Source organism: Alkalibacterium putridalgicola (genome assembly GCF_900109825.1).
Classification (GTDB): Bacteria; Bacillota; Bacilli; order Lactobacillales; family Carnobacteriaceae_A; genus Alkalibacterium; species Alkalibacterium putridalgicola.
Map to the genome: position 1 here is coordinate 39,394 of NZ_FOBL01000006.1, position 25,878 is coordinate 65,271.

Genomic DNA, 25,878 nt, shown 5'->3' on the forward strand with positions numbered 1-25,878 from the left:
GATTCAACTCAAATGAAAAGAAAAACTTGCCCCCAGAAAGGAGACAAGCTACTCTTTGTAATTAAGCTATCGGTCCATCTAAAGGTTCGACACCCGTCGATTGCTCGCTGCATTGTTTTGCTTTCCAGATATCATCTGCATAACGTTTGATCGTATAGTCAGCTGAAAATGGTGCAGACGACGCAATATTTATAAGAGACTTGCGTGTCCACTCTTTTTGATCCTTGTAAAGTTCATCCACTTTTCTCTGTGCTTCGATATACGAGTCAAAATCTTTCAGCACAAAATACTCGTCATTATAATTGACCAGTGAATCGAATATCGCGTAACCCTCGTCCTGCAGACCTGGGATCGTCCCGTCTGTCAAAGCATCAAGTGTACGGCGCAGTTTTTCGTTCGACTCGTATATGCCTCGGGCATTATAGTCCCCTGCTGCCTTCAAATCATATACTTCATTGCTTGAAAGGCCGAAAATGAACATATTCTCCTGACCTACAAAATCTTTGATCTCGATATTAGCACCGTCAAGCGTCGCCAGCGTCAACGCACCGTTAGCCATCAGTTTCATATTGCTTGTTCCTGAAGCCTCCATACTGGCTAGAGAAATCTGTTCGCTGACGTCTGCCGCAGGGATGATCTTCTCTGCAAGCGATACGCCGTAGTTCTCGAAGAAGACGATCTTCAGCTTGTCGCCGACATCCGGATCGTTATTGACCAGATTTGCTAAGGAGTTGATGACTTTGATGATCTGTTTGGCATAAATATAACTTGGTGCCGCCTTCGCCCCAAAAATAAAGACGCGCGGGACATAGTCTGCTGTCGGGTTCTCTTTGATTTCAAGGTAGCGATGAAGAATGTGGAGCAGATTCAGATGCTGACGCTTGTAAGCATGCAGACGCTTGATCTGAACATCAAAGATAGCTTTCGGATCGACCTTGACCCCTTTGACTTCTTCGATATAATCAGCTAAACGCTGTTTGTTTTCAAGTTTTATGTCTGCCAGCTTCTGAAGAGTTTTCTTGTCTTTTTCAAAACTCTTGAATACCTTCAGCTCTGATGGATTCGTCTTCCACTCTTCACCGATCTTTTTGTCAATAAGCTGAGTCAGGCCTGGATTAGACAAATGCACCCATCGTCTTTGAGTGATCCCATTCGTTTTGTTGTTGAAACGTTCAGGGTAGAGTTCAAAGAAATCTTTCAATACATCGTTCATCAAGATCTCTGTATGCAGCTTAGCTACACCGTTGACACTGTGACTGCCGATAACAGCCAGATGAGCCATGTTGACGACCCCGTTCTGCAATATAGCTGTCTGCCACGTGATACGTTCACCGTAGATCGGCATCGTGGTTTCCACGAAGCGACGATTGATTTCCTCAATGATCATGTAGATACGAGGAAGCAGATCCTTCATCATATCGATCGGCCACTTTTCAAGTGCTTCTCTTAAAATAGTATGGTTAGTATAGCTGCATGTCTTGAAAGTGATCTCCCACGCCTGCTCCCAAGTCAAGTGCTCTTCATCAAGAAGGATGCGCATCATTTCCGGAATCACTAGCGCTGGATGTGTATCATTGATATGAATAGCTACTTTATCTGGTATATTTTTTCTTGGAAGATTGTACTTTCTGAAATGACGCAGGATCGACTGGACACCTGCAGAAACCATGAAATATTCCTGTTTCAGTCTTAAAAGACGGCCTTCATAATTAGAATCATCCGGATACAGGACTTGCGTGATCTCTTTGATCGGTTCAGTCGCTTCCAGCGTATGATAATTCTCTTCCTCATCGATCGGGATCTCTGCTGACCAAAGTCTTAAGTTGTTTACTATATCATTTCGGTACCCGACCATTGGCGTATCATAAGGAACGGCCAGGACATTCAAAGTATTCTCGTACTTGGCTTCCATGAATCCTAGATGGTTTTCTTCTAGCCAGACATTGCCGCCGAACCTTACCATACAGGTGGATTTGTCGTTCCGTGTTTCCCAGATGTTTCTGTGTCGCAGCCAGTTTTCAGGCAGTTCGACCTGATAGCCGTCCACAAATTTCTGTCTGAAAAGTCCATATTGATAACGGATGCCGTTGCCGTTGCCGGGGATGCCCAGAGAGGCTAAGGAATCCATAAAGCAGGAAGCCAGGCGTCCCAGTCCGCCGTTTCCAAGTGCTGGATCTGCTTCGGCCTCTTCTAATTCATCAAAGGAAAGTCCCATCTCCTGCAGCCCTTCTCTAATCGTATCAAGCAAACCTAAATTATAGGCATTGCTTTCCAGCTGCCGTCCGGGAAGAAATTCCATTGAAAAATAAAAGACCTGCTTGACGCTGTTCTTCACGTATTTCTCTCGTGTTTCTTTCCAGTTGCCTGACAAATAATTTTTCACGTACATGCCAAGAGCATTGTATAACTGCTCGGTAGATCCTTCTTCATAAGAATAAGCGTACATACTTTGAAACTGTACTTTAAAATCTTTTATGAACTCTTTAACTGTTAGTGTCATAAGCATACCTCCATGTGTTGATAACAAGTATACCCCAAAGGTAAAAATAAGAAAAGATACTTGTAAGGCTCTTGTTTCAAGCTGCTAGACCAATCTGCATATAATAACGTGTATTATCCATTCTTTTGATCAGATATGTTAATCGTGTAACATATGTCGAATCTTCTACTATTTCAATGAAAAGCTCGTACGACCAGTATCTTCCCGGTCATACGAGCTCTCCCTTTTAATAAACGAGATATTTATATTTTTCAATATACTCCTGTGCCGATTTTTCCCAGCTGTTATCTTGCTTCATAGCTCTTATCTGAAGCTTTTTGAAACTTTCGGGTTTATCGTAATACAAAGTCAACGCACGGTCGATCGTGTCCAGCATCGTCTGTGTATTGAAGTCATAAAAACTAAACCCGTTCCCTTCATCCGTTACCGGATTATAAGGATCGATCGTATCGACTAGACCGCCTACTTCATGAACGATAGGCAGCGTGCCGTATCTTAAAGAGTTAAGCTGAGACAAACCGCAAGGCTCGAATTCTGAAGGCATGAGGAAGAAATCCACACCGGCATAGATCCACTGAGCCAGTTTACTGTCAAAGTGGATGATCGCCTGACAAGTATCCGGATACTTGTCAGTGAAATATCTGAAAGCATCTTCAAAGTACGGCTTGCCTGTGCCAAGCAGTACGAACTGCACATTCCGGTAGGTGAGCAGTTCTTCCATGGCATCGACGATGAGCTGCACGCCTTTTTGTTCGTCAAGACGTGTGACGACGCCGATAAGAGCTATATCGTCGTCTTCAGGCAGCCCCACCTTCTCCTGCAGGGCCTGCTTGTTTTTAGCCTTGCCGCTTAGATCTTCTGTAGAAAAGTTGTAAGGGACCGTTTCATCTGTCTCGGGATCATAGGTATCGTAATCGATACCGTTCAAAATCCCGACCAGTTTATGGCTGATCTTTCGCAAATCATTATCCAGACCGTAGCCGAACTCGGGTGTTTTGATCTCTTCTGCATAGGTCGGACTGACTGTCGTGACCAAGTCAGAATAATACAAGGCACCTTTCAGCCAGCAGACTTTATCCCCGTACTTCAAGCCTTCTTCATGGAAAGCAGCATAACCGATATTGTAGAGATCAGACAGAATATACTGATCATATACTCCCTGATAGAGGATGTTATGGATCGTGATCACTGTCTTGATGTCTTTCAGTGCATTGATCCAGGCATACTTATCTTTAAGCAGCACAGGAATCATCGCGGTCTGCCAGTCATTGACATGGAAAACATCGGGAATAAAATCGATCTTCTCAAGCATTTCGATAGCAGCCTGCTGAAAGAAAGCAAAGCGCTCGCCGTCGTCACCGTAATCATACAGTCCTGAACGGTCGAAATAAAAGAGGTTATCGATAAAATAATAGGTTACTGAATCTTTTTCCAGTTTTTTTATCCCACAGTACTGATGGCGCCAGCCAACTTCTACTGTGAAATCGGTGACGTCTTCCAGCTGAGCCTTGGTTTCTTCATCCAATTTCTGTACAAAGTACGGCAGCACGACGCGGACGTCATGTCCATTCTCTGCTAGCTCTTTGGGTAAGGCTCCCATCACATCACCGAGGCCGCCTGTTTTGAAAAAGGGCGCGCACTCCGAGGCGGCAAATAATAGTTTCATTTTTTTATTCACCTTCCTCTATATCTCCTTCTGCATGAATGATACTGTCTTTAGATACAACTATCGGCTCTTCGGCTGTTCCTTCCAGTCTGGCACCCTTCTTGACATAAACGTGCTTATCAAGAATGACATGTTTCAAATGGACATCTTCCTCGATGCAGCAGTCCTGCATGATGATCGAGTCCTCGACATTCGCGCCTTCGGCAATCGACACTTTACGGAAGATCATCGAATTTTTAACGCTGCCGTAGATCTCACAGTCATTGGCAAACTGTGCATTATTGATTTCCGACTGTTTTCCGTAATAAGTCGGTGCTGAATTTTTAGGCTTGGTAAGTACCGGATTGGCCCGATAGAACAAAGCATTGAAGTTGTCTTCATTCAGCATATCCATATTTGCCTGGTAGTAGCTTCTGATGTCTTCGATAACTTTCAGATAACCTGTATACTCGAAACCGTATATCTCGTCATCGGCCTCTCTGCTGAATTTGATCAAATTGTCTGTCGTGATATCCACATGCTGATTCTTGGCTTCAAACAGATAGGTCAAGAACTTGTCTTTGCTCATGATCATCATTTCCATGTTTATAAGAAGGTCTGCGTCCTGGTCAGATATTTCTGTCACTGGACGTGAGCCTTCGACACAGTCATCGTCATTTTTACTCATGATGAGCGACGAATAGATCGAATCTTCCCGAACTTCACTGCGCTTGATTTTCTTATAAATCACGGTTACGTCGCTTTTTTTCTTTTCGTGGAACTGAAGAAGCGAATCCAGACGAATGTTTGAAAGCATACTTGACCCCATGAGGATCACATACTCTGCATTCGAACGAGAGACATAGTGGTAGTGGTCTTCGTAATAATTACCGATATAACCATCATTATCCTCAAGTTCTGCTTTCAGATTGATATGAGAATGCGTGAACACACCGCCTCCGACAGAGGATTCAAGCCCCCAAGTCGCTCCAGATCTGATATGGTCGTACAGAGAGTGTCCCGAACCTCCTATGAAAAGGGCGGCTGAAGAAGCTTCTATGCTCGACAGACTGGAAAAGGGGAAATCGATCAGACGGTAGCGGCAGCCGAACGGCAAAGATGCCAGCGGTCTTCTCTTAGTCAGCGGCATGAGTTTCTCACTATTTTCCACTAGATTTAATATTGGCGCGATTTTAGTTCTCATCTGAATAGCCTCCCACTTCTTCATCATAGCCCACAACTTCAATATTATCATCCGTTCCGATTATTTCAGTGCCATCATGGATATGCGCACCTTCGCCGATGATCGCTTTTTCGATTTTGACATTCTTGCCGATCACTGCATTCGGCATAACGAATGAATCTTTGACAAGTGAGTTTTCACCAAGCTTTACGCTGTGAGAAAGGATGGAATGTTCCACTTCTCCTGCGATATAACAGCCGTCAGTGATCATCGAATCGGTCGCTTTTGCCCTTTCTGTCAGAAACTGCGGCGTTGTATTGGGATTGTTGGAATAGACACGCCAGCTTCTATCTCTGATGTCAAGTTCGTGTTTTGGATCAAGGAACTCCATATTGGCGCTCCATAAACTTTCAATGGTTCCAACGTCTTTCCAGTATCCTTCGAAGGAATAAGCATAGATCGCTTCGTTGTTTCTTAAGTAAGCCGGTATCACATGATGACCGAAGTCTGTGAGCTGTCTGTTTTTAGCCTGATTATCAACGAGATATTTCTTAAGAACCGGCCAGTCAAATATATAGATCCCCATGGACGCCAAGTTCGATTTAGGATTCTCAGGTTTTTCCTGGAATTCGATGATACGATCCGTCTTATCTGTATTCATAACGCCGAACCGTGAAGCATCTTCCCAGGGAACAGGCATGACTCCTACTGTCAGTGTAGCCTCCTGTTCTTTATGATAGTCCAGCATTTTCTGGTAATCCATTTTGTAAATATGATCGCCTGAAAGAATGACCACATACTCCGGATCTTTCCTGTCGATAAAGTCAATATTCTGGTATACCGCGTGAGCCGTTCCTTTAAAGAACTTCTCACCTTCCATACTTGAGTAAGGCTGCAGAATCGTCGCTTCTCCGTTATGTCGGTTAAGCCCCCAGCTTGCCCCGTTGCCTACGTGATTGTTCAAGATCAGCGGCTGGTACTGCGTAACGACCCCTACATTGTCGATTCCAGAATTTGCACAATTTGAAAGTGCAAAGTCGATAATGCGATAGTTCCCCCCAAAAGGAACAGCAGGTTTAGCGATCTGCTTTGTCAATTTTCCTAATCGCGACCCCTGTCCTCCGGCTAATATCATTGCGACTGTTTCAGTTTTCATTCTATTTCGGAAGTGTCAAATGACCTTCCTTCCCTCCTTTAACTGAATTTTTTATTTTTTCGGCACACCGTAAACACGTTTCGGTTTCAGGACCACGACGCTGAGCGCCGGCAGTACGACTTCAAGTGCATAGTCTTTGTTATGAACGGTTTCTTCAGTCGTTTTAAAAACGCCTTGAGACGTCGTCCAAGTCCCTCCAAGTGATTCCCATTCCGTATTCCAGACCTCTTCGTACTGTCCCTTGAAAGGTACGCCGACTTTAACGCTCTGTCTTTCTACAGGAACAAAGTTGCATAGGACAATAAGGAAATCTCTTGGCTTCTTGCCTTTACGCATAAAGAACAGCATCGTCTCATCAGCATTGTCTGCATCAAGGATCTCTGTACCGTCAGGCTGATGATCCACTTCCCAAAGCGCGCGATGCTCTTTGTAAAAGGCATTGAGCTGTTCTGTGAACGCTAAATGCTTCCTGTTCATAGGGTCTTCCAGACTGTTCCACTCAAGACCTTCTTGAAAGCGCCACTCGAGGAACTGTCCGAATTCAGCTCCCATGAACTGAAGTTTCTTGCCGGGATGCATCATACGGTAAGATTCGATCGTTCTCAGTCCTGCAAACTGATTGTAGCGGTCCCCGAACATTTTGTGCATCATCGATTTCTTGCCGTGAACCACTTCATCGTGCGAAAACGGCAGGACATAATTTTCGTTGAATGTATACATAAATGAAAAAGTGATCAGATTGAAATGATCTTTCCTGAACAAGGGATCCATTTCAAAGAAGCGAAGCGTATCATTCATCCATCCCATGTTCCACTTGTAGTTGAAGCCCAGTCCGCCTTCATGTACGGGATGGGTCACCTTTGGCCAGGCTGTACTTTCTTCGGCCATCATCAGAACATCCGGATGTCTTTCAAATATTTTTTTGTTTAAGGTCTGAATGAACGCGACCCCTGCCTTATTGACATTCGTGCCTTCATCGTTCGGTTTCCAAGGTCCCAGGTCATAGTCCAGGTATAGCATATTGCTGACCGCGTCGACGCGCAACCCATCCAGATGGAACTGTTCCAGCCAGAATAAGGCATTCGATATCAAATAACTGCGCACCTGACTTTTACCTAAATCAAAATTCAGTGTTCCCCATCGGTTGTTGTTCGCCTGGTTCGGGTCACTATACTCAAACTGAGGCGTCCCATCAAAATAAGCCAGTCCATAATCATTTCTATTAAAATGACCCGGTACCCAGTCCATTATGACACCGATGTTTTCCTGGTGAGCCGTCTCCACAAAATCCTGTAACTCTTCGATCGTACCGTACTTGGACGATAGTCCGAAAAACCCTGTGGCCTGATAACCCCAGCTTGCATCGAGTGGGTGTTCCATCAATGGCATAAACTCAATATGTGTATATCCCAGTTTTTTTACATAAGGGATCAATTCCTGTTTCAATTCTTCGATCGTATACCATGAACCATCTTTATGGTGTTTCCATGAACTCAAATGAACTTCATATATATTCAAAGGACGGTTGTAGATTTCCAGTCTTCTGCGATTAGCCATCCATAAGCCGTCTTTCCACTGTTTGGCTGGCAAATCTCTAACCACAGATGCGTCATTAGGTCTGACCTCAAACTCATAGGCATACGGATCTATCTTATAGGCGACGGTTCCATCTGCCTGGATGACTTTGTATTTATAGCATTGACCCTTTTCAGGTCTTGAATCCTTAAGTCTGAACATGCCAGTTTCTTCGACTTTCTGCATCTCATCTAATTCAGACCAGTGATTAAAGTCTCCCACGAGATACACTGCCTGTGCATTCGGTGCCCAGACGGTAAAAACATAGCCATCCTCCACTTTTTTACACCCCATAGTGGTATAGCTGTCAAACTGTGTCCCCTCATTAAATAGATAATAAGATGCCAGATCATTATTATCGTACTCTAATGTTTCTTTTTCCTCACTCATTAATATCCCCCTTTGTGAAAAGTATCCCCCTAAACCGTGTAAAAGAAAGGCTTTGACGATTCCTATTATATTACCATTGTAACGTAACACCTATACTATACCAAACTTTTAATCTTGTGAATAGTTATCAATCGAAAGATTTTAACGAATCTTTAATCGGCCTTCCGACCGATGACAACCCTTTCTTAAAATGGTATGATGACGTTGTAAGATAGTTAGCGAAAATGAAGGAAGGAGGATTCAAACTAATGGAAGGATTACTACTAGGTTTAGGGTTTATAGGAGTCGCTGTCGCCATCCTCACGCCATTCTTCAAAAGCGGTGCCGGCCTCGCACTTATAAGCATTTCTGCTTATTTTTACTTTATCGGAACCGAGACATGGCTGCCGCTCGTGCTGTTTACAGCAGGACTTCTGCTCATTGTCTTTGAGATTTTCGTGCCGGAATTCGGCGCAGCTGGTATCATCGGGATCATACTTCTGATCTCAGGCCTCTATTTGACCATTGGAGATTTGGGTCAGACGATAAGGGATTTGAGTTTATCCGTAGTCATAACCGCCGGAGTCATCATCTATCTCATTAAAAATGGTTACTCATTGTCGAACGTCAATAAACTTGTGCTGCAGACCAACATGCAAAGTTCAAATAATAACAATGCAGCCGAAAAAGCAAAGGTTCATGTTGAAGACGAAGGTGTTGCTGTAACGCCGCTCCGCCCGTCTGGTAAAGTAACTTTTGGTGACGACCCCACTCTATATGATGTATTAAGCACTGAGGGACACATATCAAAAGGAACAGCAGTAATCGTAGATAAAGTCAAAGGAACAAAGATAACCGTCAGAAAAAAATAGATAGGAGAAATGACTATGGATTTATTAGGTAACGGGTACATTGGTATCATCATAACCGCAGTAATCATATTAGTGCTGATCAGTATTTTCCTTCGTTTTGTCCCAGTCGGCTTATGGGTCACTGCGTACTTCTCAGGAGTAAAAGTAGGAATCGGCACTTTGGTCGGGATGAGGCTTCGTCAAGTCAGCCCTCATTCGATCATTCGCCCTCTGATCAAAGCCACTAAAGCAGGGCTTAATTTGTCAACAGACGAACTGGAAGCTCATTATCTGGCCGGAGGGAATGTCAACGCAGTGATCGATGCTTTGATTGCTTCTCACCGAGCTGAAATCGATCTGGAATTCGAAAAAGCCGCTGCGATCGACTTAGCAGGACGTAACGTTTTTGAAGCTGTTCAAGTCTCAGTCAATCCAAAAGTCATCGTGACTCCGGATATCGCTGCAGTAGCTAAAGACGGGATCGAAATCATTGCAAAAGCTAAAGTCACCGTACGCGCAAACATCGAACGCTTGGTCGGTGGTGCGGGTGAAGACACGATCATCGCCCGTGTGGGTGAAGGTGTCGTTACGACCGTTGGTTCCGCCGAAAAGCACTCTGATGTATTGGAAAATCCGGATATGATCTCACAGACAGTCTTGGGCAAAGGCCTGGATGCCGGTACAGCTTTCGAGATCCTGTCCATTGATATCGCAGATGTGGACGTCGGTCGAAATATCGGTGCAAAACTTCAGACCGAACAGGCAGAAGCTGACAAGAATATCGCGCAGGCTAAAGCTGAAGAACGCCGCTCGATGGCTATCGCACAAGAACAGGAAATGCGTGCAGAAACTCAGAAAATGCGTGCCAAAGTGGTTGAAGCAGAAGCTGAAGTCCCTCTTGCAATGTCTGAAGCCTTGCGCAGCGGAAATCTTGGTGTGATGGATTACTATAAAATGAAAAATGTGAATGCTGATACTGAAATGAGAACAGCTATATCCGGACAGTCATCTGAAGAAGAAGAGTGATCGATATGCCTTTCGTATTTGCATGGATCATCCAGCTGCTCATCTTTTTCGCTATCGTTTCATCAGTCGCTGGTTTCTTCACTAGGCTCACTAAAAATGCTTCGAATCAGAAGCGCACTGATTATCAAGGTGAAGTAAAAGCGCCTATTGATTCGGCTGAACCCCCCCGACGAAATGAAAAAAGGACGAAGCAAAAAAGCAATCGTCCAGTTCGGGAAGAAAAATACACACGAACACCAAGAGCCAGAGACACGGTACGAGAGACCCATAAACCTATGATCAAAGACGTCGTGACTATAAAAGACCCTTACCGAACGAAAGAGAAGAAAGTATCCACCTCTTTCAATCGAGACAGGCTTAAGGAAGCGATCGTCTATAAAGAAATATTAGACAAACCCGTATCGATGCGTGACGATTAAGCAAAACAAATAAAAGCTTCAAACAGAAAAGACATTTTTCAGTCTTTTCTCGTTTGAAGCTTTTTTATTCATCTGAATGAGCGATAAAAAAATCTCTCTTGATTTCAATAAAACGTTCGATGTCTCTAAGTATTTGAAAAAGGATTGCCCGACTTTCAAATTCTTCTCGCGTTTCAGGCAGTTTTGACTGTCTGAAATGACGATAAAGCACTGAGATGCGTTCCAGCAGAGACAGTCCCGTGTTCTTTTCGTGCAGCTGCTTGGAGATCTCGTCGAAAAGTTCAGCCAGCGCGGTATTCTGATCCGTTTCAAGCCGGACGGCTGTTATATTCTCGATCATAACTTTCAATAGGTCCAGCTGTCTCTCCCTCATCTGAACGTATTTGATATAGTAATCACTATTGTTAACCAGCTGATTTTCAAAATCCATCAAAGCGATCGTTTCTGTTTCGTCAATAAGACTCGCTAGACTACGCGCTTTATTATTGAGAGCACGATGGGCGGCTTCGCCCAGGAGATAACTGTAGAACAGACTTAAGAACTGACGCAGTTCCTCCTCGATCAGTTCGACCTTCTGATTCAAATCTTCTTCGTAAGAAGGCATCCACAAATTGAAAAGGATCGCAACAGCTGCTCCGATACCCATCAGAAGCAATCCGTTTATCTGCCAGTAGACAGCGATACTTCCTGCCGTAACGAAATGCGTGACTAAAACGGAACAAGGTGCGATTCCCGACTGCAGATTGTACCTGTATGCAACGGGGACATAGAATAACAAATAGAGGCTGAATGTCAGCACAGAGAAGCCAAACAGATAAAAAATAACAGAGGCAATAAAAAAAGCGACTAAAGTTGACGCCAGTCGTTGGAATGCCGTAGTGATCGATTCTTTTTTTGTGTCCAGAACACTAAGTATCGCAATGATCCCTGCTGCCAGCGGATACTCTAGACTGAGCAGTTGAGCGATCACTATCGATATCAGCGTAGCGAGGACTATTTTTATCGTTTTGAGCTTAATGGTCATCCAGTTCGTCCTCCCTCAGCAGTTCAGATCACGCTTATGATTCGGCGTGACCTGGGTCATAACGTTCCCGATTTGATGATCGATATCAACAGCCAAAGTCCCATAATGCCCGCACCGATAAAGATGATGATAGCAAAAATCGACACGCCGGCTGCTTCTGCCATTACGAAAATTATAGCTGAAGCAAGTATCAAAGCTGCGATAATGACCGCAAAGACCAAACGGTTGACCATTTTATTGACCTCACGCCATTTCTCTTCAAAATGCACAAGGTCGATATGCACCATCAGCCGCCCATTATTTACTGTATCCAGAGCCCGTTTCAGTGCAGACGGAAACTTAAGCGAGTCCGCCGCCAGCTTATAGGCCCCCATTTTCACTTTTGAAGCAGAGAAGGCTTCAAATATTTCAATATCGTCACTCGTTTTGATATAGTCTGATGCGATCTCCATTATATTGATATCAGGGTGAAGATCCGTAACGACACCCTCTACGATAGTCAAAGTCTTCGCCAGCAGAATAAAGTCATTGGGCATGACCATTTTATATTTACGTGTGACATGAAGGACATCTGAGAAGAATGTACTCAAGTTGATCTGACCAAAACTTTTTGAAATATACGTTTGATAGAAATCATCCAGATCTTCTGAAAATTCGAACCGGTCAACCTTTTCTTTTGTAATCGCCATCTGTAAGAGCAGGTTCATCAGCTGATCGATATCTTCGAACACGATTGCCCGCATCATTTTGATCAAGTCTTTTTTCACTGCTTCCGACAGCTCGCCGACGATACCAAAGTCAATGAAAACAATTTTGTTATTGCTTAAGATGATGTTGCCGGGATGCGGATCACCATGGAAGTAACCGTCTTTAAATACCTGTGACAGGATCGAAAAGACAAGTTTTTCAGCAATGTCTTTTTTGACATAGCCCTCTTCTCTGATCTGCTGAAGATTCAGGCTCCTGATCCCGCTGACGTAATCCTCGACCAGGACACGCTTGGATGTATAAGGGAGATACGGTGTGGGCACGGTCACTGCATCGTTGTCTTTATTCAAATGCTTGAATTTTATCAGTGCCTGACCCTCATTTCTGAAATCAAGCTCTCTCCGGGTCGTTTCTTCGATTTCCTTGAATGCCGCTTCCACATCGACCAGCATTTCTTTCACTGTCTCCGGCGCCATAGATACGATACGAGAGAACAGTTTGATATCCCTTAAAAGATTTTCTTCGATTTCAGGACGCTGTACTTTTACAACGACTTCTTCGCCCGTTACAAATCTTGCCCGGTGTACCTGCGCAACGGATGCGCTGGCGATCGGCTTTTCATCGACCCACTCGAACACATCATCGAGCGACTCTTTGAATTCCTCGCGAAATATTCGCTTGATATCCGAGTAAGGAAACGGCGGTGCGTCATCTCTCAGCTTGGACATTTCGTTTATGTAACTTGGAGGCAGCAGATCCTGTCGTGTCGATATGATTTGACCGATCTTAATAAAACTCGGTCCCAGCTCCTCAAAAGCCAAACGGAGGTTTCTAGCATCCTGTTCCTTATGCTTGGTCCTCAGTCGGGTCCGGTAGATATGCCCGAAGCCATACGATGCCAGAACACTGGCAATTTCTCTTAAACGTTCGCGGTTGCTCTTCAAGTGTCTGCCTCCTTTCTTTAAGCTGAAAAGAGGTGCTGACCAAGGAAATGATCAACACCACCCACCTTATGCATCAGTAGATTTATTATCCAGCTTTCTTTCCAGTTCTTTAACTTTTTCTTCCAAATCATCGATATCCTGTCTCTGTGCCACATTCATTTCAAGCAGTACAGCTTCCAGAGTCTCTTTATCTTCCGAAGTGAGAGTATTGTTTTTCTTCTGCAGCAATTCTTCTGTCAGCTTTTTACCTTCAGATACGGTCAATTTACCACGACTGACTAACTTATCTACCTGTTCCACTGCTTTTTCGGCTGCAATGGCAGTAGATCCAACGCCGATCAATAATGCTTTTTTAATATCTTCCAACATAAAATAACCCCTTTCCATGATTTACATATTCATTATAACATTCATTTATTCTTATGTCAGATAATAACTGAGGCGCTCAGGTGAAATTATGGGACAATATTTCCAGCAGCGCGATAAATGCTGTACCATTCTTCCCGAGTCATCTTAACGCCCGATGCTTTAGCGTAGTTTCTTATGCGCTCAGGTGTCATCGTTCCAAGGATGACCTGCATCTTAGCCGGGAGTCTTAATATCCAGGCAATAGCCATTGCTTCATTATCCAGGTCATAAATCTTGCCGATTTCTGATAGTTTGTCATTCACTTCTTTGTATTCAGGATTATTCAAGAATACGCCTTTTTCAGCATGAACCGGTGACCATGGCTGGACAGTCATATCATTGACTCGACTATAATCCAGAATAGCACGGTCGTGATCGATCGAGTTCTCATTTTTTGTATTGACATGGATCCCGGCATCGACCATGCCTGTATGCATGACACTGAACTGCAGCTGATTAGTAATCAGTTCCTGGTCGATATATTTTTTCAGCAGTTCGATCTGCAGCGGGCTATGGTTGCTCACACCGAAATGTTTCACTTTCCCTGAAGAATGCAAGGCATTGAATGCTTCCGCAACTTCTTCCGGTTCTACAAGTGCATCCGGGCGATGAAGCAGCAGCACATCTAAGTAATCTGTGTCAAGACGCTTTAGTGAGCCTTCTACCGTAGAAACGATATGTTCCTTAGAAAAGTCAAAGAATCCTGAACGGATGCCTGCTTTTGACTGGAGAAGGATATCCTCTCGTTTGATGGATGTTTTCTTCAAGGCCTCTGAGAACCTCTGTTCAGATTCTCCTTTGCCATATATATCTGCATGGTCATAAAAATTGATGCCTTCTTCATAAGCTGTCTCGATAACTTCTGCGGCATTATCTGGATCCAGTTTATCCATTCGCATGCAGCCTAAAGCGATTTCAGAAACATCTAGATCCGATTTGCCTAACTTGATTTTTTTCACATTGAACCCTCCATATATATGATACTTACATTGTACTCTCTTTATAAGTCAATTGCTAAACTTACACAAATCAGTTAAATTAATCTAAAAAAATAATGTGACAGAAATGTGTCAAAACGGTTACTTATATTAAATTAGCTTATTTGTGACAGAAAAGTGTCAAATAGTATTGCATTTATTTTCAAATACTCTAAAATAGAAATTGTAACAAAATGTTCACACTTTTCTGAAATCTTAAATCGAGTACATATACTCACACTTGGACTTTTGAAAGGAGTCATAACCAATGATCACATTATACGTCTCTCCGAGCTGTACATCGTGTCGAAAGGCAAAGGCCTGGTTAGAGGAACAGGAGTTACCCTTCAATGAAAAGAATATATTCCACGAACCCTTAACAAAACAGGAGATCAAGCAGATACTTAGTCTAACTGAAGAAGGGACAAGCGAACTCATCTCTTATCGCTCGCAGGCTTATATGTCACTGACGCTAGACATAGAAGATCTGTCAATGAACGAACTGCTGGAATTATTCACTGAGCAGCCTAGCCTGATCCGCCGTCCCATCATTATGGATGACAGACGACTTCAGATCGGCTATAACGAGGAAGAGATCCGCTGCTTCCTTCCACGCAAAGTAAGAGAAATCGAACTGGCTGAAATTCATCGTCAATTAGCTATCGAAGATTCCGCATAGAAAAAAGGAGTAGATTATCTACTCCTTTTTTTCTTTGCTATCATCGTCATCACTATACGCTTCCACTTTCGTATCGGTCTTTTCTTTTTTCTCTCCGTCATTTGAGTCCTTATACAAACTGGTCAGTTCTTTTCTCGGCTCAAATTTCTCCTCAGGACCGCCTAGAACTTTTTCTTCGTATTCATTTTTATCATACAGATAAACATACTGGATTATTTTCAGGATCGGTCGCATCAAGAGAAAGAAACTGGCAAAAATATATAAATACATACCCAGACGACTCATCTCTGTAAAGGTCTGAACGAGACTCCCTGCTAAATACAGTCCGCCCGTTAGCAGATCGTTGGCCAGCGACACGATCGTATAGTAATTCTGAAAATATACACGATACCCTCCCGCTTTTACAACAATATCCTCATCTTTTCCAGGATCCAGTTTATGCTCTTTCTTTTCTACTTGTGGTTTTTCTGGTTTGATCGGTTTTTTAGGCAGCATACGCTCTCCACCTTTCACTGCTGCTGATTACACATATAGGATAGCAAATGATGAGAAGCACGTCATGAAATACGACTTAGGTCAAGAGTGATTCAGTTCAGGTTCGATGATCATCTGGTTAAACCTTGATTCGCAAAAATAGATCTCAGGATTTTTCCTGAGATCTATTAAACGTTACGATTTGATTAGATAACTGACTGTTTCCTATTCATTTGTAATAAGTTCTAACGGAGCAGCTATATACTCTTCTATATCTTCTCCGTCAAAGTACTCAAAGGCCGTTTCCATTGCGATACGACCCATTTCTACTGGCTGCTGGGCGATGGTGGCATCCATACGACCTGCTTCGATGGCTTCTAACGCATCATCGTTACCGTCGAATCCAACTACGATGATATCATCTGCAAGACCTGCGGCTTCGATAGCTTCTAAAGCCCCTAGTGCCATTTCATCATTCTGAGCAAAGACAGCTTCGACATCTGAGTTGCTCTGCAGCATGTTTTCCATAACTGTCAGACCTTCTGAACGGTTGAAATTGGCAGTCTGACTGTCAACGACATCCAGTCCTTCTTCAGCAACATTCATAAATCCTTCGCCTCTTTCACGAGTTGCGGATGCTCCAGGAACTCCTTCCAACTGAACGGTAACTGCACCTTCTCCTACTAAATCAATAATATACTGTGCGGCCATTTCGCCACCTTCAACGTTATCCGAAGCAACTAGTGTAACGACTTCTCCGCCTTCAGTTGAACGGTCGATTGTGATAACAGGAATTCCGGCACTGTTGGCAGATTCGATGGCTGGTTCGATGGCTGCTGAATCGACTGGATTAATAAGCAATACATTGACTTCCTGCTGGATAAGGTCATTGATATCGTTCAGCTGTTTAGCTGTATCGTCCTGGGCATCTACCGTTCGGACTTCTGTGCCTTCTGCTTCAGCTGTATTCACGACTCCTTCTTCCAAAGAGACAAAGAACGGGTTATTCAGGGTTGAGACAGATAGACCGACAACCATTTCGTCAGGTTCTACACTTTCAATGCCTTCTTCACCATTATCTTCCGTGTTGCTTCCTTCTAATCCTGTCGTTCCGCAAGCTCCCAATAGTAATGCTGATGCGCTGAACAATGCGACTAATTTTTTCATCTTTATTTCCTCCTAATAGTTTTTATGATTTTTAATCATTTTTTCGATCTAATAATACAGCGATGATGATGACGATACCTTTAACGACCTGCTGGTAAAAACTGGATACACCGATCAGGTTCAGGCCATTATTCAATGTCCCGATAATGAGCGCACCGACAAGTGTTCCAAACAGTCTGCCACGTCCGCCTGATAGACTTGTTCCACCTAATACGACAGCAGCAATGGCGTCCAACTCATAAGACGTCCCGGCGGTCGGTTGTGCAGAATTCAGTCTAGAAGCCAGGATCAGCCCTGATAATGAAGCCATAAATCCGGATATAGCATAAACGGCTATCTTGATTCGATCGCTTTTGATCCCTGCGATATAAGCAGCCGTTTCATTCCCACCGATGGCGAATGTTTTACGCCCAAATGTCATCTTATGAAGGACAACAAAGAGGATTCCGAATGCGATAGCCATTAATACGACTGGGAAAGGAATACCGAAGAGATACCCTTTACCAATGAACTGGAAGAAAAAGCTGTCTCCAATTCCAGTTATTGGATTTCCGTCTGTATACACTAATGTCAAGCCGCGATATATCGTCATCGTTGCCAGTGTGGCTATAAATGGAGCCGTTTTACCTTTTGTAATGACCACTCCGTTTACTGCGCCTAAGACTGCTCCGATAACTAATGCCGCAAGCGTGGCGATGACCGGGCTCCATCCTCCGGCAATCATTCCGGCTCCCAAAGCCCCACTGAGTGCCAGTGTCGAACCGACCGACAAGTCGATCCCACCTGTAATAATAACGAAAGTCATCCCAAAAGCAATGAGCCCGTTAATGGATACCTGACGCAACAAATTCAAAATATTACCGATTTGAATGAAATTCGGGTTCATGATCGTTACAAAAATCATCAATACGATCAGGGCGAAGAACGGACCTAACTTCCGTATCATTTCACTTCTGTTTTCTTTTTTCTTTGATACATTACTCACTTCTGCACTCATTTGTATCCTCCTGTCGCTAAGGTCATAATTTTTTCTTCTGATAGCTCTTCTTTCTCTACTTCGCCGGCAATGTGTCCTTCATGAACAACAATGACCCGGTCACTGATCCCGATTATTTCAGGCAGATCACTGGATACCATGATGATACCCACACCGCGTTCCGCCAGTTCTTTCATCAGCATATATATTTCACGTTTGGCTCCAACATCGACCCCTCGCGTAGGTTCATCGAGTATCAGTACCCGCGATCCGGCACCGATCCATTTGGCCAGGACAACTTTCTGCTGATTGCCTCCCGAAAGTGTGTTGACAGGCACTTCACCACTCACAGTTTTAACAGTGAGTCGCTTGATCAATAACTCAGCAAATTCCTTCTCTTCCTTTGTATTGATCCAGCCTGTGCGGCTGAATTCATTTATCGACGGCAGCGAGATATTCTCTCTCAGAGAGTCACCCAGGATCAGCCCTTCTTCTTTCCGGTTCTCTGTCAGAAAGCCTATCCCCTTTTGAATAGCATCAGCAGGCGACTTGATCGATATTTCTTCACCATCAAGCAGCAGCTTCCCAGAAGCCAGCTTATCCATACCGAAAATGCCACGCATGATTTCTGTGCGCCCGGCTCCCATCAAGCCGGACACACCAAGGATTTCTCCCTGACGAACACTGAAGTTGATGTTCTGATAATGTCTGCCGTCACTTAAATCTTTCACTTCAAACAGGACATCTCCGTTCTCTGTTTCGATATCTGGATAATAATCTTCCAGATCCCGGCCGACCATTTTACGGACAACTTCATCGTTATCAGTCTGTGCAGTAGGTTTTGTATCCACACTCACGCCGTCCCGCATCACAGTGATCCTGTCACTGATGGCAAAAATTTCTTCCATGCGGTGTGAAATGTAAATAATGGCAACATTTTTGGCGGTCAGTTTTTCGATCGTATCGAACAAAACGTTGATTTCCCGTTCTGTGAGAGCTGCCGTAGGTTCATCCATGATGATGACTTCCGCATTTGACATGAGTGATTTCGCGATTTCTACCAGCTGCTGTTGACCTACGGATAGCGTCCGCATTTCTCTATTCAGATCGATATTCACTCCTAGATCCTCAAACAGCTTCTCTGCTATCCGGCGCATGTCTTTTGTTTTTATCCATCCCCAGCCGGTTTTCATTTCTCGGCCCATAAAAAGGTTCTCAAGTACCGTCATGTCCGGCCAGGTGATCATTTCTTGATGAATAAAACTGATGCCGTTCTCTTCTGCCTCTTTGGGATTCTCAAAGGTACGCTTTTCACCATTAATGATGATCGTACCAGAATCATATTTATGCAGCCCTGTGAGGATGTTCATCAGAGTGGACTTCCCTGCCCCGTTTTCCCCCATTAGAGCATGAACTTCTCCAGACTTTATATCTAAGTTCACGCCTAACAGGACTTTATTGCTGCCAAAACCTTTGACGATATCTTTCATTTGAATTTCCACTGCTTGCACCTCCTAAAAAATAACACCAGATTGTAAAATGATATTGGAATAAGGCGTTGCTTCTCCTGTTCTGATTATCGCTTTAACTCTTTGTGACTGCTGTTTCAGCTCTTCGTGCGACAGCCACTCCAATTCAGTCTTGCCCATACTTTTTTCAATCTCTTCTAGCTGTCCTTTGTTTTTTTCTTTTACTTCATTCGCCAGGAAGTACTTTTCAATTTGCATTTCTTTAAGCACGACATTCAAAACATCAATAAACTTAGGTTCTCCAATTTCCAACGCGAGATCTATTTTCTTGACTCCTTGAGGAATCGGGAGTCCGCAGTCACCGATGATTATCTGATCGGTGTGTCCCAGATCAGCCAAAACCTTACTGATCTCGCTATTCAATATGCCATTCTTTTTCATATGATTCGCTTCCTTTCATCTCTTCTAATGTCGGTATACCCGATTGCGCTCCCATTTTCTGAATCGATAATGATGCAGCAAGATTGCCGAATTTTATACTTTCATAAATAGAGAGCCCATTTGTCCAGGCTACGGCAAAAGCTCCGTTGAAAGTATCTCCTGCTCCCGTCGTATCGATCGGCTTCACTTTATTTGCCGGGACGAGTCTAACTTCGTTCCCGTCATAATAATAGACTCCTTCAGAACCGGCCGTCACTAAGAGTTTATTCGGATAACGAACTAAAACATCTTCTATCTTTTTTCCTGGGAACAGAACAGCGAATTCTGTTTCGTTCGGTGTAATAAAATGCACTTTTTCGATTGCCTCTGCACTAAGTTCCCTTGCCGGTGCGGGATTATACAGGACTGGCGTATCAAGTTCATCACATAGCTGAATCAGCTTCTCGATTGCATCGACAGGTACTTCATTTTGAACAATGACCAAATCACTTGTCTTCAAGTCATCACGCATCTTTTCAATACGTTCCGGTGTCAAAGCATTATTCGCTCCAGGTATATATACAATCGCATTATCACCGTCTTGAATCGTAATGAAGGCAGCACCTGATGATAGATGTGTAACCCGTTCCACATTATTCGTAGAAATATGATTATTTTCTAGATTTTTTAAAAGCTCGTCAGCAAATGTGTCCTGCCCTACCGTCCCTGACATGTAGACCTGTGCTCCTAACCTTGCTGCTGCAACAGCCTGATTTGCACCTTTGCCTCCAAAAGCTGTTGAGAATTTTTCCCCTTCTACCGTCTCACCCACTTCAGGGCGTTTTTCTGTTTCGATAATAAAATCGGTAGATATGCTACCGACTACTGTTATTTTAACCAATCACTTTTCCTCACTTTCTGTCTTTTCTCGTAAAGAATCTCTGAGAATTAGTTTCGGATCGAGTTTGATCCGTTTTTCCTCTACTTTATTTTTTCTGATACGGCTCACCAGCAAGTCTGCTGCCTGATAGCCCAGTTTGAAAGCTGGCTGAGATATCGTCGTCAGACCTGGGTAAACCAGCTGACTGAAAGGAATATCATCATAGCCGATCACTTGAATGTCACGGGGGATATGTAATCCTTTCTGCTGAGCTTCCTTCATTACTGCCAGAGCGTACAGATCATTACTGGCTATCACACTGTTTATTCGTTTGTATTTCATAAAAATATTTTTAGCTGTTTCTTCGGCTTCTTCTATTGTATAGGAATTGGTTTCGTAAATCTGATACTTTACATCAGTCGGATTCAAAACTGAAAGTATCCCGATCAAACGATCGATTGCACCAGGAACTGACTTAGGACCGGCAATAATCAGAACATTGCCCGGGTCGCGGTCCATGACTGCCTGAGCAGCTAACTTGCCGCCTTTGACGTCATTCGTATAGACAGCAAAATCGTCTTCTTCTAAAACGCGGTCCAGCATAACGATCGGCATCGCATGTTCATGACTCAACGTGCCTTCTACTGCTGACAGCACTCCAGCTACATTCTGCTGTGCGAAGAGCGTCATATAATTCTCGCCCAGATCACTGCCTTCTTCTACATTCCCGAGAATAACACTATAACCGTTTGCACGTGCACTTTCTTCGATCCCTTTCATCAGGAGAGGAAAATACGGGTTAGAGATATCAGGCAACAACAGTCCGATCATTTTGGATGTTTTCTGAAACAGTGACCGGGCAACTTCATTAGGATAATATTTTAAATCCTTGATTGCTGTTTCTACTTTTTTGCGAGCTTCCTCACTCACATACCCATTTTTATTTAAGGCCCGGGAAACTGTAGCCACAGAGACTCCTGCATGTTTTGCGACTTCTTTTATCGTTACCATTATTTTCACCCACTCTGCCAAACATCGTTAATTTTTCTGACGGTTACTGTTCGAAACGTGTGTAACCGATTACACATATAATGATAGCATACTCTTTATAAATTGCAAGCGTTTTTTTATAATTATATTTAGCATTCAAAAAAGAGCCTCGCGTTTACTTTCGCACGGCTCTTTTTTAATCAGTAGTTTTTCAAATGTTCTTGTTTTATACGGTGCATCTCTTTAAGTGGTTCAGATAATTTCTGATAGAGTTCGTATTGCTTGCGGTATAATTGAACGACTTTAGCATTTGGTTCAATTGTAATTTCTTCCGTCCCCATTCTTTCCATTTGACCTTTAATATCTAGCTCACTCACTAGTACTGCTCCTAAACATGAACTTTCGAACTGATTAGAGAGTATGATCGGTTTATTAAAAATATCAGCTGTCATTTGTTTCCACAATGAAGAATGTAAATAACCACCTGTGACTTTAACGTTTTTACACTTACCTCCAGATTTTTCCAAGATTTCTAAAACCACAGTTAAATTATACAGGACTCCTTCCATCAAAGCTCTCACAAAATGTCCTTTTGAATGGGTTGCATCTATCCCAATAAACTGCGCCTTTACTGACCCATCCCAAAGAGGAGCACGTTCTCCATTCAAGTATGGATAAAACATTAGACCATCGGATCCAGGGTCAACTCCCTCAGCCAGTTTATTCAACTGTTCATAATTCAATGAAAGAATATCTGCCAGCCACTGAAATGCATTGCCTCCATTATTGACACCCCCTCCGACTACCCATCTGTTTTTAGATAAATAGTAGCAAAATGTACGTCCTTTAGGATCTAGAATGATTTTATCAGTTACCATTCTTAGTGCTCCGCTCGTTCCGATAGTCATCGCCACTTCATTGATCCCTACAGCATTTAAGCCTAAATTAGCCAGACATCCGTCGCTCGCCCCTATGACTAGGACCGTATCAAGAGAAAGGCCAGCTTTGTTATACATATCTTCAATGCTTTGAGTATAGACATAGTCGGTGTCAACAGGATCAGAAAATACCTGTCGATCTAGACCGATAAATCCAAGAATCTTTCGATCCCAGTCTAAGGTCTGTAAATTAAATAGCCCGGTTGCTGAAGCTATAGAATAATCGATTTTCCATTCACCTGTAAAAAGATACAGAACATATTCTTTGATACCTACAATGTGCTCAGCTTTCACCAGAAGTTCTGGGTAATTCTTTTTCAACCATAGCAGTTTACTAAATGGAGACATCGAATGAATAGGAGTCCCCGTTCGTTCATAAACCCAATGAAGATCACCCTCATGCCTCGTTGTTTCCAGCACATCATTTGAACGATTATCTGCCCATGTATAAACGGGCCCCAAAGGTTTACCTTCAGATGAAAGAAGTAAAGTACTGTGCATGGCACTTGAAAAAGATACCGATTTGACTTGTTTTCTGATATCCTCGTTATTCTGAAGCAACTGCTGAATAACAGATGTCACAGCGCCAACAATATGTTCTGGATCCTGTTCAGCCATCCCTTCGACAGCACGCAAAGTGGGATAAGAACCTGTTGCTGTTTTTACAACAGCTAACTGCCCGTTGTATAAAACTCCTTTAGTACTCGTTGTCCCTATATCTATTCCGATTCTATACTCCATAACAACTTCTTAGTCCTCCTTCTTAAATATTGCATGCCCTCCAAAACCATTCCGGAGTGAAGCAACCACTTTTTCCCCATATTTATCGTCATCCGTTGAAGAGTATCTAACCATTAACGATTGAGCAATGACAGGGACCGGTACCTGCATTTTTAATGCTTCTTGAACTGTCCATTGACCTTCTCCAGATGATTGAACGACACCTTCGATATCGTCAAGACGACCATTAGCACTTAAAAAGTCAAAAGCCAATTCCATTAACCAGCTTCTGATAACTGATCCGTTATTCCATACTTTTGCTACTTTTTCCATCTCAAAATCATACTCTGCATGTTTCAAAACATTAAAACCTTCACCGATCGCTTGCATCATGCCATATTCCACACCATTATGGACCATCTTCAAATAATGGCCACTACCACTCGGACCCGCATATAAATAGCCATCTTCAACATTTATAGAAGTAAAGATTTCCTCAATTTCTGTAAATGCTTTTTCGTTTCCACCAATCATCATACACGCACCATTTCTAGCCCCGGAAACACCACCGGATGTTCCAACATCAAAAAACTGAACATTGTTTTCTTCACATTCCATACCGCGACGTTTCGAGTCTTCAAAGTGAGCGTTCCCGCCATCTATAATGTAGTCCCCGGCGTGCAGATGTGCTTTAACTTTTTGAAATACTGATTCTGTTATCTCCCCAGCCGGTAACATCATCCAAATTATTTTTCGATCAGTAAACCGTGACAGCAAGTCAGGGATCGATTGTGAAAATTGAATCCCTCTCGCTTTCGCTTCCTCACTCAAAGTCAAATCAGCATCCATTCCCAATACACGATATCCCTGTTCCACCATATTTTCTGCTAAATTCAAACCCATCTTCCCTAAACCGATTACTCCTACTTCCATCTTCTTCTCCTCCTAATTTTCATGAGTAAAGGGCCGGATTTTATCCGGCCCTTCGCTATTTATCATACTAAGCAGTCATTTCCCATCAGATAAGCATCAACGTAATTCAGGCCAATATTCGCCATTGGCTGCTATCAAGTCATCCAAAACATCTTTTGCAACTTTGGCACTCGGTACAGTTTTAGATAAGGTGAGCGCCTGCCATAGTTTTTGGTAACTACCCTCAATATAAGCTTCAACAACAAGTTTTTCTACTGTTACTTGCTGGAACATCATTGCCTGCTCAAACGGAGGTATTTTCCCCTGAGCTAATGGTTCTGGTCCATCATTGCCGACGATACACGGCACTTCTACCATTGCATCATCTGGAAAATTAGCAATAGCGCCATTATTTTCTACGATCATCAACATTCTTTCATGCGTATTGAAGGCAATCGCACGAGCTAAATCGACTATAAATGAGGCGTGACTATCTATGTGGAAGCCACCGTCTACGGCTGTTCCTTTTTCTATAATATTTTGCGCTGCAGTAAATACTTCTTTTTCACGGCCATTCATTACTTCATTAGCCCGTGTATAATCTGCATTCGAATGTGCCACTTCATAATCAGGATACAAATAATATTTTAAATAGGTATTTGGTAAGTAACTCGGATTGACAGCTAATAGATCTTTTGCTTTTTTATGGGTTTCCTGCCAGCTCTCATCCATATGCTGAGTATCCACTTCTACTTTAGTCAAGTATCCATTCTCAGCTACATAATCACGGATCTGATCGATGTATTCATGGCCTTCTTTATCTTTGATACTGGTCCACCAGCCGAAATGGTTTAAGCCAAAATAACGGACTTCTAAATCTGCAGGATCTTTTTCAATGATTTGTGACATTCTACGTAAAGTGCCTACTGGCATATCACAAATATTCAGTACCTTTGAATCAGGTCTTAGAGCACGGCATGCTTCCGCCACGATTGCAGCCGGATTCGAATAGTTCAGCATCCAGCAATCTGGTGAGTACTTCTCCATATAATCAATTATTTCCAACATTCCTGTAATACTACGCATTCCATACGCGATTCCTCCGGGTCCACAAGTTTCTTGGCCGATAACACCGTGACGTAATGGAACTTTCTCATCTTTTTCACGCATCTCATATTTCCCTACACGTATATGTGCCATACAAAAATCTTTTTCAGTAAAGGCAACTTTTGGATCGGTCGTATAAGAAAATTTCAAATCTGGAGCCTGCTCTTTAAGTAAAATTTCCAATGCTTTTCCTAATTGTGCTTGACGTTCTTTGTCGTTGTCATACAGAACCAACTCTCGCATAGGAAACCGGTCCATGTTATCGAGCATCATCATAACGATTCCAGGTGTAAATGTGCTTCCACCACCTGCAATAACTACTGAAAACTTTTTCATCAATAATCCATCCTCACTTTTGTAT

General features: G+C 43.0%; 23 protein-coding genes. 4 read left to right on the forward strand and 19 right to left on the reverse strand.

Annotated elements, in window-relative coordinates; translation table 11 throughout:
- Positions 1–61: 61 nt before the first annotated feature.
- The 5 genes from BMX84_RS03155 to glgB form a co-directional block, all read right to left on the reverse strand.
- Positions 62–2,500 (reverse strand): glycogen/starch/alpha-glucan phosphorylase, encoded by a 2,439-nt coding sequence (locus tag BMX84_RS03155; protein WP_091487144.1) that lies wholly within the window; start codon positions 2,498–2,500, stop codon positions 62–64.
- A gap of 226 nt (positions 2,501–2,726) precedes the next feature.
- Positions 2,727–4,166 (reverse strand): glycogen synthase GlgA, encoded by a 1,440-nt coding sequence (gene glgA / locus BMX84_RS03160; protein WP_091487225.1) that lies wholly within the window; start codon positions 4,164–4,166, stop codon positions 2,727–2,729.
- A gap of 4 nt (positions 4,167–4,170) precedes the next feature.
- Positions 4,171–5,349: a glucose-1-phosphate adenylyltransferase subunit GlgD gene (gene glgD, locus BMX84_RS03165; RefSeq protein ID WP_177165445.1), complete on the reverse strand. Its 1,179-nt coding sequence runs from the start codon at positions 5,347–5,349 to the stop codon at positions 4,171–4,173.
- Complete coding sequence (locus BMX84_RS03170; protein ID WP_091487147.1) at positions 5,339–6,484, reverse strand: glucose-1-phosphate adenylyltransferase; 1,146 nt, start codon at positions 6,482–6,484, stop codon at positions 5,339–5,341. The genes glgD and BMX84_RS03170 overlap by 11 nt, the downstream gene beginning before the upstream one ends.
- A 51-nt stretch (positions 6,485–6,535) precedes the next feature.
- Positions 6,536–8,449 carry a 1,4-alpha-glucan branching protein GlgB gene (glgB, locus tag BMX84_RS03175; protein ID WP_091487148.1) on the reverse strand — a complete coding sequence of 638 codons (1,914 nt, stop codon included), beginning with the start codon at positions 8,447–8,449 and terminating at the stop codon, positions 6,536–6,538.
- A 248-nt stretch (positions 8,450–8,697) separates the two neighbouring features.
- On the opposite strand from glgB, the gene BMX84_RS03180 reads away from it, so the two are divergent.
- The 3 genes from BMX84_RS03180 to BMX84_RS03190 are packed head-to-tail and all read left to right on the forward strand — an operon-like array spanning position 8,698 to position 10,724.
- Positions 8,698–9,300, forward strand: a complete 603-nt coding sequence (locus BMX84_RS03180) for an NfeD family protein (protein ID WP_091487150.1) — start codon at positions 8,698–8,700, stop codon at positions 9,298–9,300.
- 15 nt (positions 9,301–9,315) lie between these two features.
- The gene (gene floA, locus BMX84_RS03185) at positions 9,316–10,305 is read left to right on the forward strand and encodes a flotillin-like protein FloA (protein ID WP_091487151.1); all 990 of its coding nucleotides are present in this window, start codon (positions 9,316–9,318) and stop codon (positions 10,303–10,305) included.
- Between the two features lie 5 nt (positions 10,306–10,310).
- Entirely contained in the window at positions 10,311–10,724 is a 414-nt protein-coding gene (locus BMX84_RS03190; RefSeq protein WP_091487153.1) for a hypothetical protein, read from the forward strand.
- A gap of 64 nt (positions 10,725–10,788) precedes the next feature.
- Here the strand turns inward: BMX84_RS03190 and BMX84_RS03195 are convergent, their stop codons facing one another.
- The 4 genes from BMX84_RS03195 to BMX84_RS03210 all read right to left on the reverse strand — a co-directional run bounded on the left by BMX84_RS03195 (position 10,789) and on the right by BMX84_RS03210 (position 14,767).
- Positions 10,789–11,748 carry an aromatic acid exporter family protein gene (locus BMX84_RS03195; RefSeq protein WP_091487155.1) on the reverse strand — a complete coding sequence of 320 codons (960 nt, stop codon included), beginning with the start codon at positions 11,746–11,748 and terminating at the stop codon, positions 10,789–10,791.
- Positions 11,749–11,804: 56 nt separating this feature from the next.
- Positions 11,805–13,400 (reverse strand): ABC1 kinase family protein, encoded by a 1,596-nt coding sequence (locus BMX84_RS03200; protein WP_091487156.1) that lies wholly within the window; start codon positions 13,398–13,400, stop codon positions 11,805–11,807.
- Positions 13,401–13,466: 66 nt separating this feature from the next.
- Complete coding sequence (locus tag BMX84_RS03205; protein WP_091487158.1) at positions 13,467–13,769, reverse strand: phasin family protein; 303 nt, start codon at positions 13,767–13,769, stop codon at positions 13,467–13,469.
- A gap of 86 nt (positions 13,770–13,855) precedes the next feature.
- Positions 13,856–14,767: an aldo/keto reductase gene (locus BMX84_RS03210; RefSeq protein WP_091487159.1), complete on the reverse strand. Its 912-nt coding sequence runs from the start codon at positions 14,765–14,767 to the stop codon at positions 13,856–13,858.
- A 286-nt stretch (positions 14,768–15,053) separates the two neighbouring features.
- Here BMX84_RS03210 and spx point away from each other — a divergent pair, with 286 nt between their 5' ends.
- Positions 15,054–15,464 (forward strand): transcriptional regulator Spx, encoded by a 411-nt coding sequence (spx, locus tag BMX84_RS03215; RefSeq protein ID WP_091487161.1) that lies wholly within the window; start codon positions 15,054–15,056, stop codon positions 15,462–15,464.
- A gap of 18 nt (positions 15,465–15,482) precedes the next feature.
- On the opposite strand, the gene BMX84_RS03220 is transcribed toward spx, so the two are convergent.
- The 10 genes from BMX84_RS03220 to BMX84_RS03265 all read right to left on the reverse strand — a co-directional run bounded on the left by BMX84_RS03220 (position 15,483) and on the right by BMX84_RS03265 (position 25,853).
- A complete protein-coding gene (locus tag BMX84_RS03220; protein ID WP_091487163.1) occupies positions 15,483–15,959 on the reverse strand; it encodes a YrhK family protein in 477 nt (158 codons plus the stop codon).
- Positions 15,960–16,163: 204 nt separating this feature from the next.
- A complete protein-coding gene (locus tag BMX84_RS03225) occupies positions 16,164–17,105 on the reverse strand; it encodes a D-ribose ABC transporter substrate-binding protein (RefSeq protein WP_091487164.1) in 942 nt (313 codons plus the stop codon).
- Positions 17,106–17,136: 31 nt separating this feature from the next.
- A complete protein-coding gene (locus tag BMX84_RS03230; RefSeq protein ID WP_091487166.1) occupies positions 17,137–18,102 on the reverse strand; it encodes an ABC transporter permease subunit in 966 nt (321 codons plus the stop codon).
- On the reverse strand, positions 18,099–19,583 hold the full coding sequence (locus tag BMX84_RS03235; RefSeq protein WP_091487168.1) for a sugar ABC transporter ATP-binding protein: 1,485 nt from the start codon (positions 19,581–19,583) through the stop codon (positions 18,099–18,101). Before BMX84_RS03235 ends, BMX84_RS03230 begins: the two co-directional genes overlap by 4 nt.
- A 12-nt stretch (positions 19,584–19,595) precedes the next feature.
- Positions 19,596–19,991: a D-ribose pyranase gene (rbsD, locus tag BMX84_RS03240; protein ID WP_091487170.1), complete on the reverse strand. Its 396-nt coding sequence runs from the start codon at positions 19,989–19,991 to the stop codon at positions 19,596–19,598.
- Positions 19,966–20,871, reverse strand: a complete 906-nt coding sequence (rbsK, locus tag BMX84_RS03245; protein WP_091487172.1) for a ribokinase — start codon at positions 20,869–20,871, stop codon at positions 19,966–19,968. Before rbsK ends, rbsD begins: the two co-directional genes overlap by 26 nt.
- Positions 20,872–21,861, reverse strand: a complete 990-nt coding sequence (locus BMX84_RS03250) for a LacI family DNA-binding transcriptional regulator (RefSeq protein WP_091487173.1) — start codon at positions 21,859–21,861, stop codon at positions 20,872–20,874.
- 179 nt (positions 21,862–22,040) lie between these two features.
- The gene (locus tag BMX84_RS03255) at positions 22,041–23,519 is read right to left on the reverse strand and encodes a gluconokinase (protein WP_091487175.1); all 1,479 of its coding nucleotides are present in this window, start codon (positions 23,517–23,519) and stop codon (positions 22,041–22,043) included.
- A gap of 9 nt (positions 23,520–23,528) precedes the next feature.
- Positions 23,529–24,431 (reverse strand): phosphogluconate dehydrogenase (NAD(+)-dependent, decarboxylating), encoded by a 903-nt coding sequence (gene gnd, locus BMX84_RS03260; RefSeq protein ID WP_091487176.1) that lies wholly within the window; start codon positions 24,429–24,431, stop codon positions 23,529–23,531.
- Positions 24,432–24,527: 96 nt separating this feature from the next.
- Complete coding sequence (locus BMX84_RS03265; RefSeq protein ID WP_091487227.1) at positions 24,528–25,853, reverse strand: 6-phospho-alpha-glucosidase; 1,326 nt, start codon at positions 25,851–25,853, stop codon at positions 24,528–24,530.
- Positions 25,854–25,878: the final 25 nt, after the last annotated feature.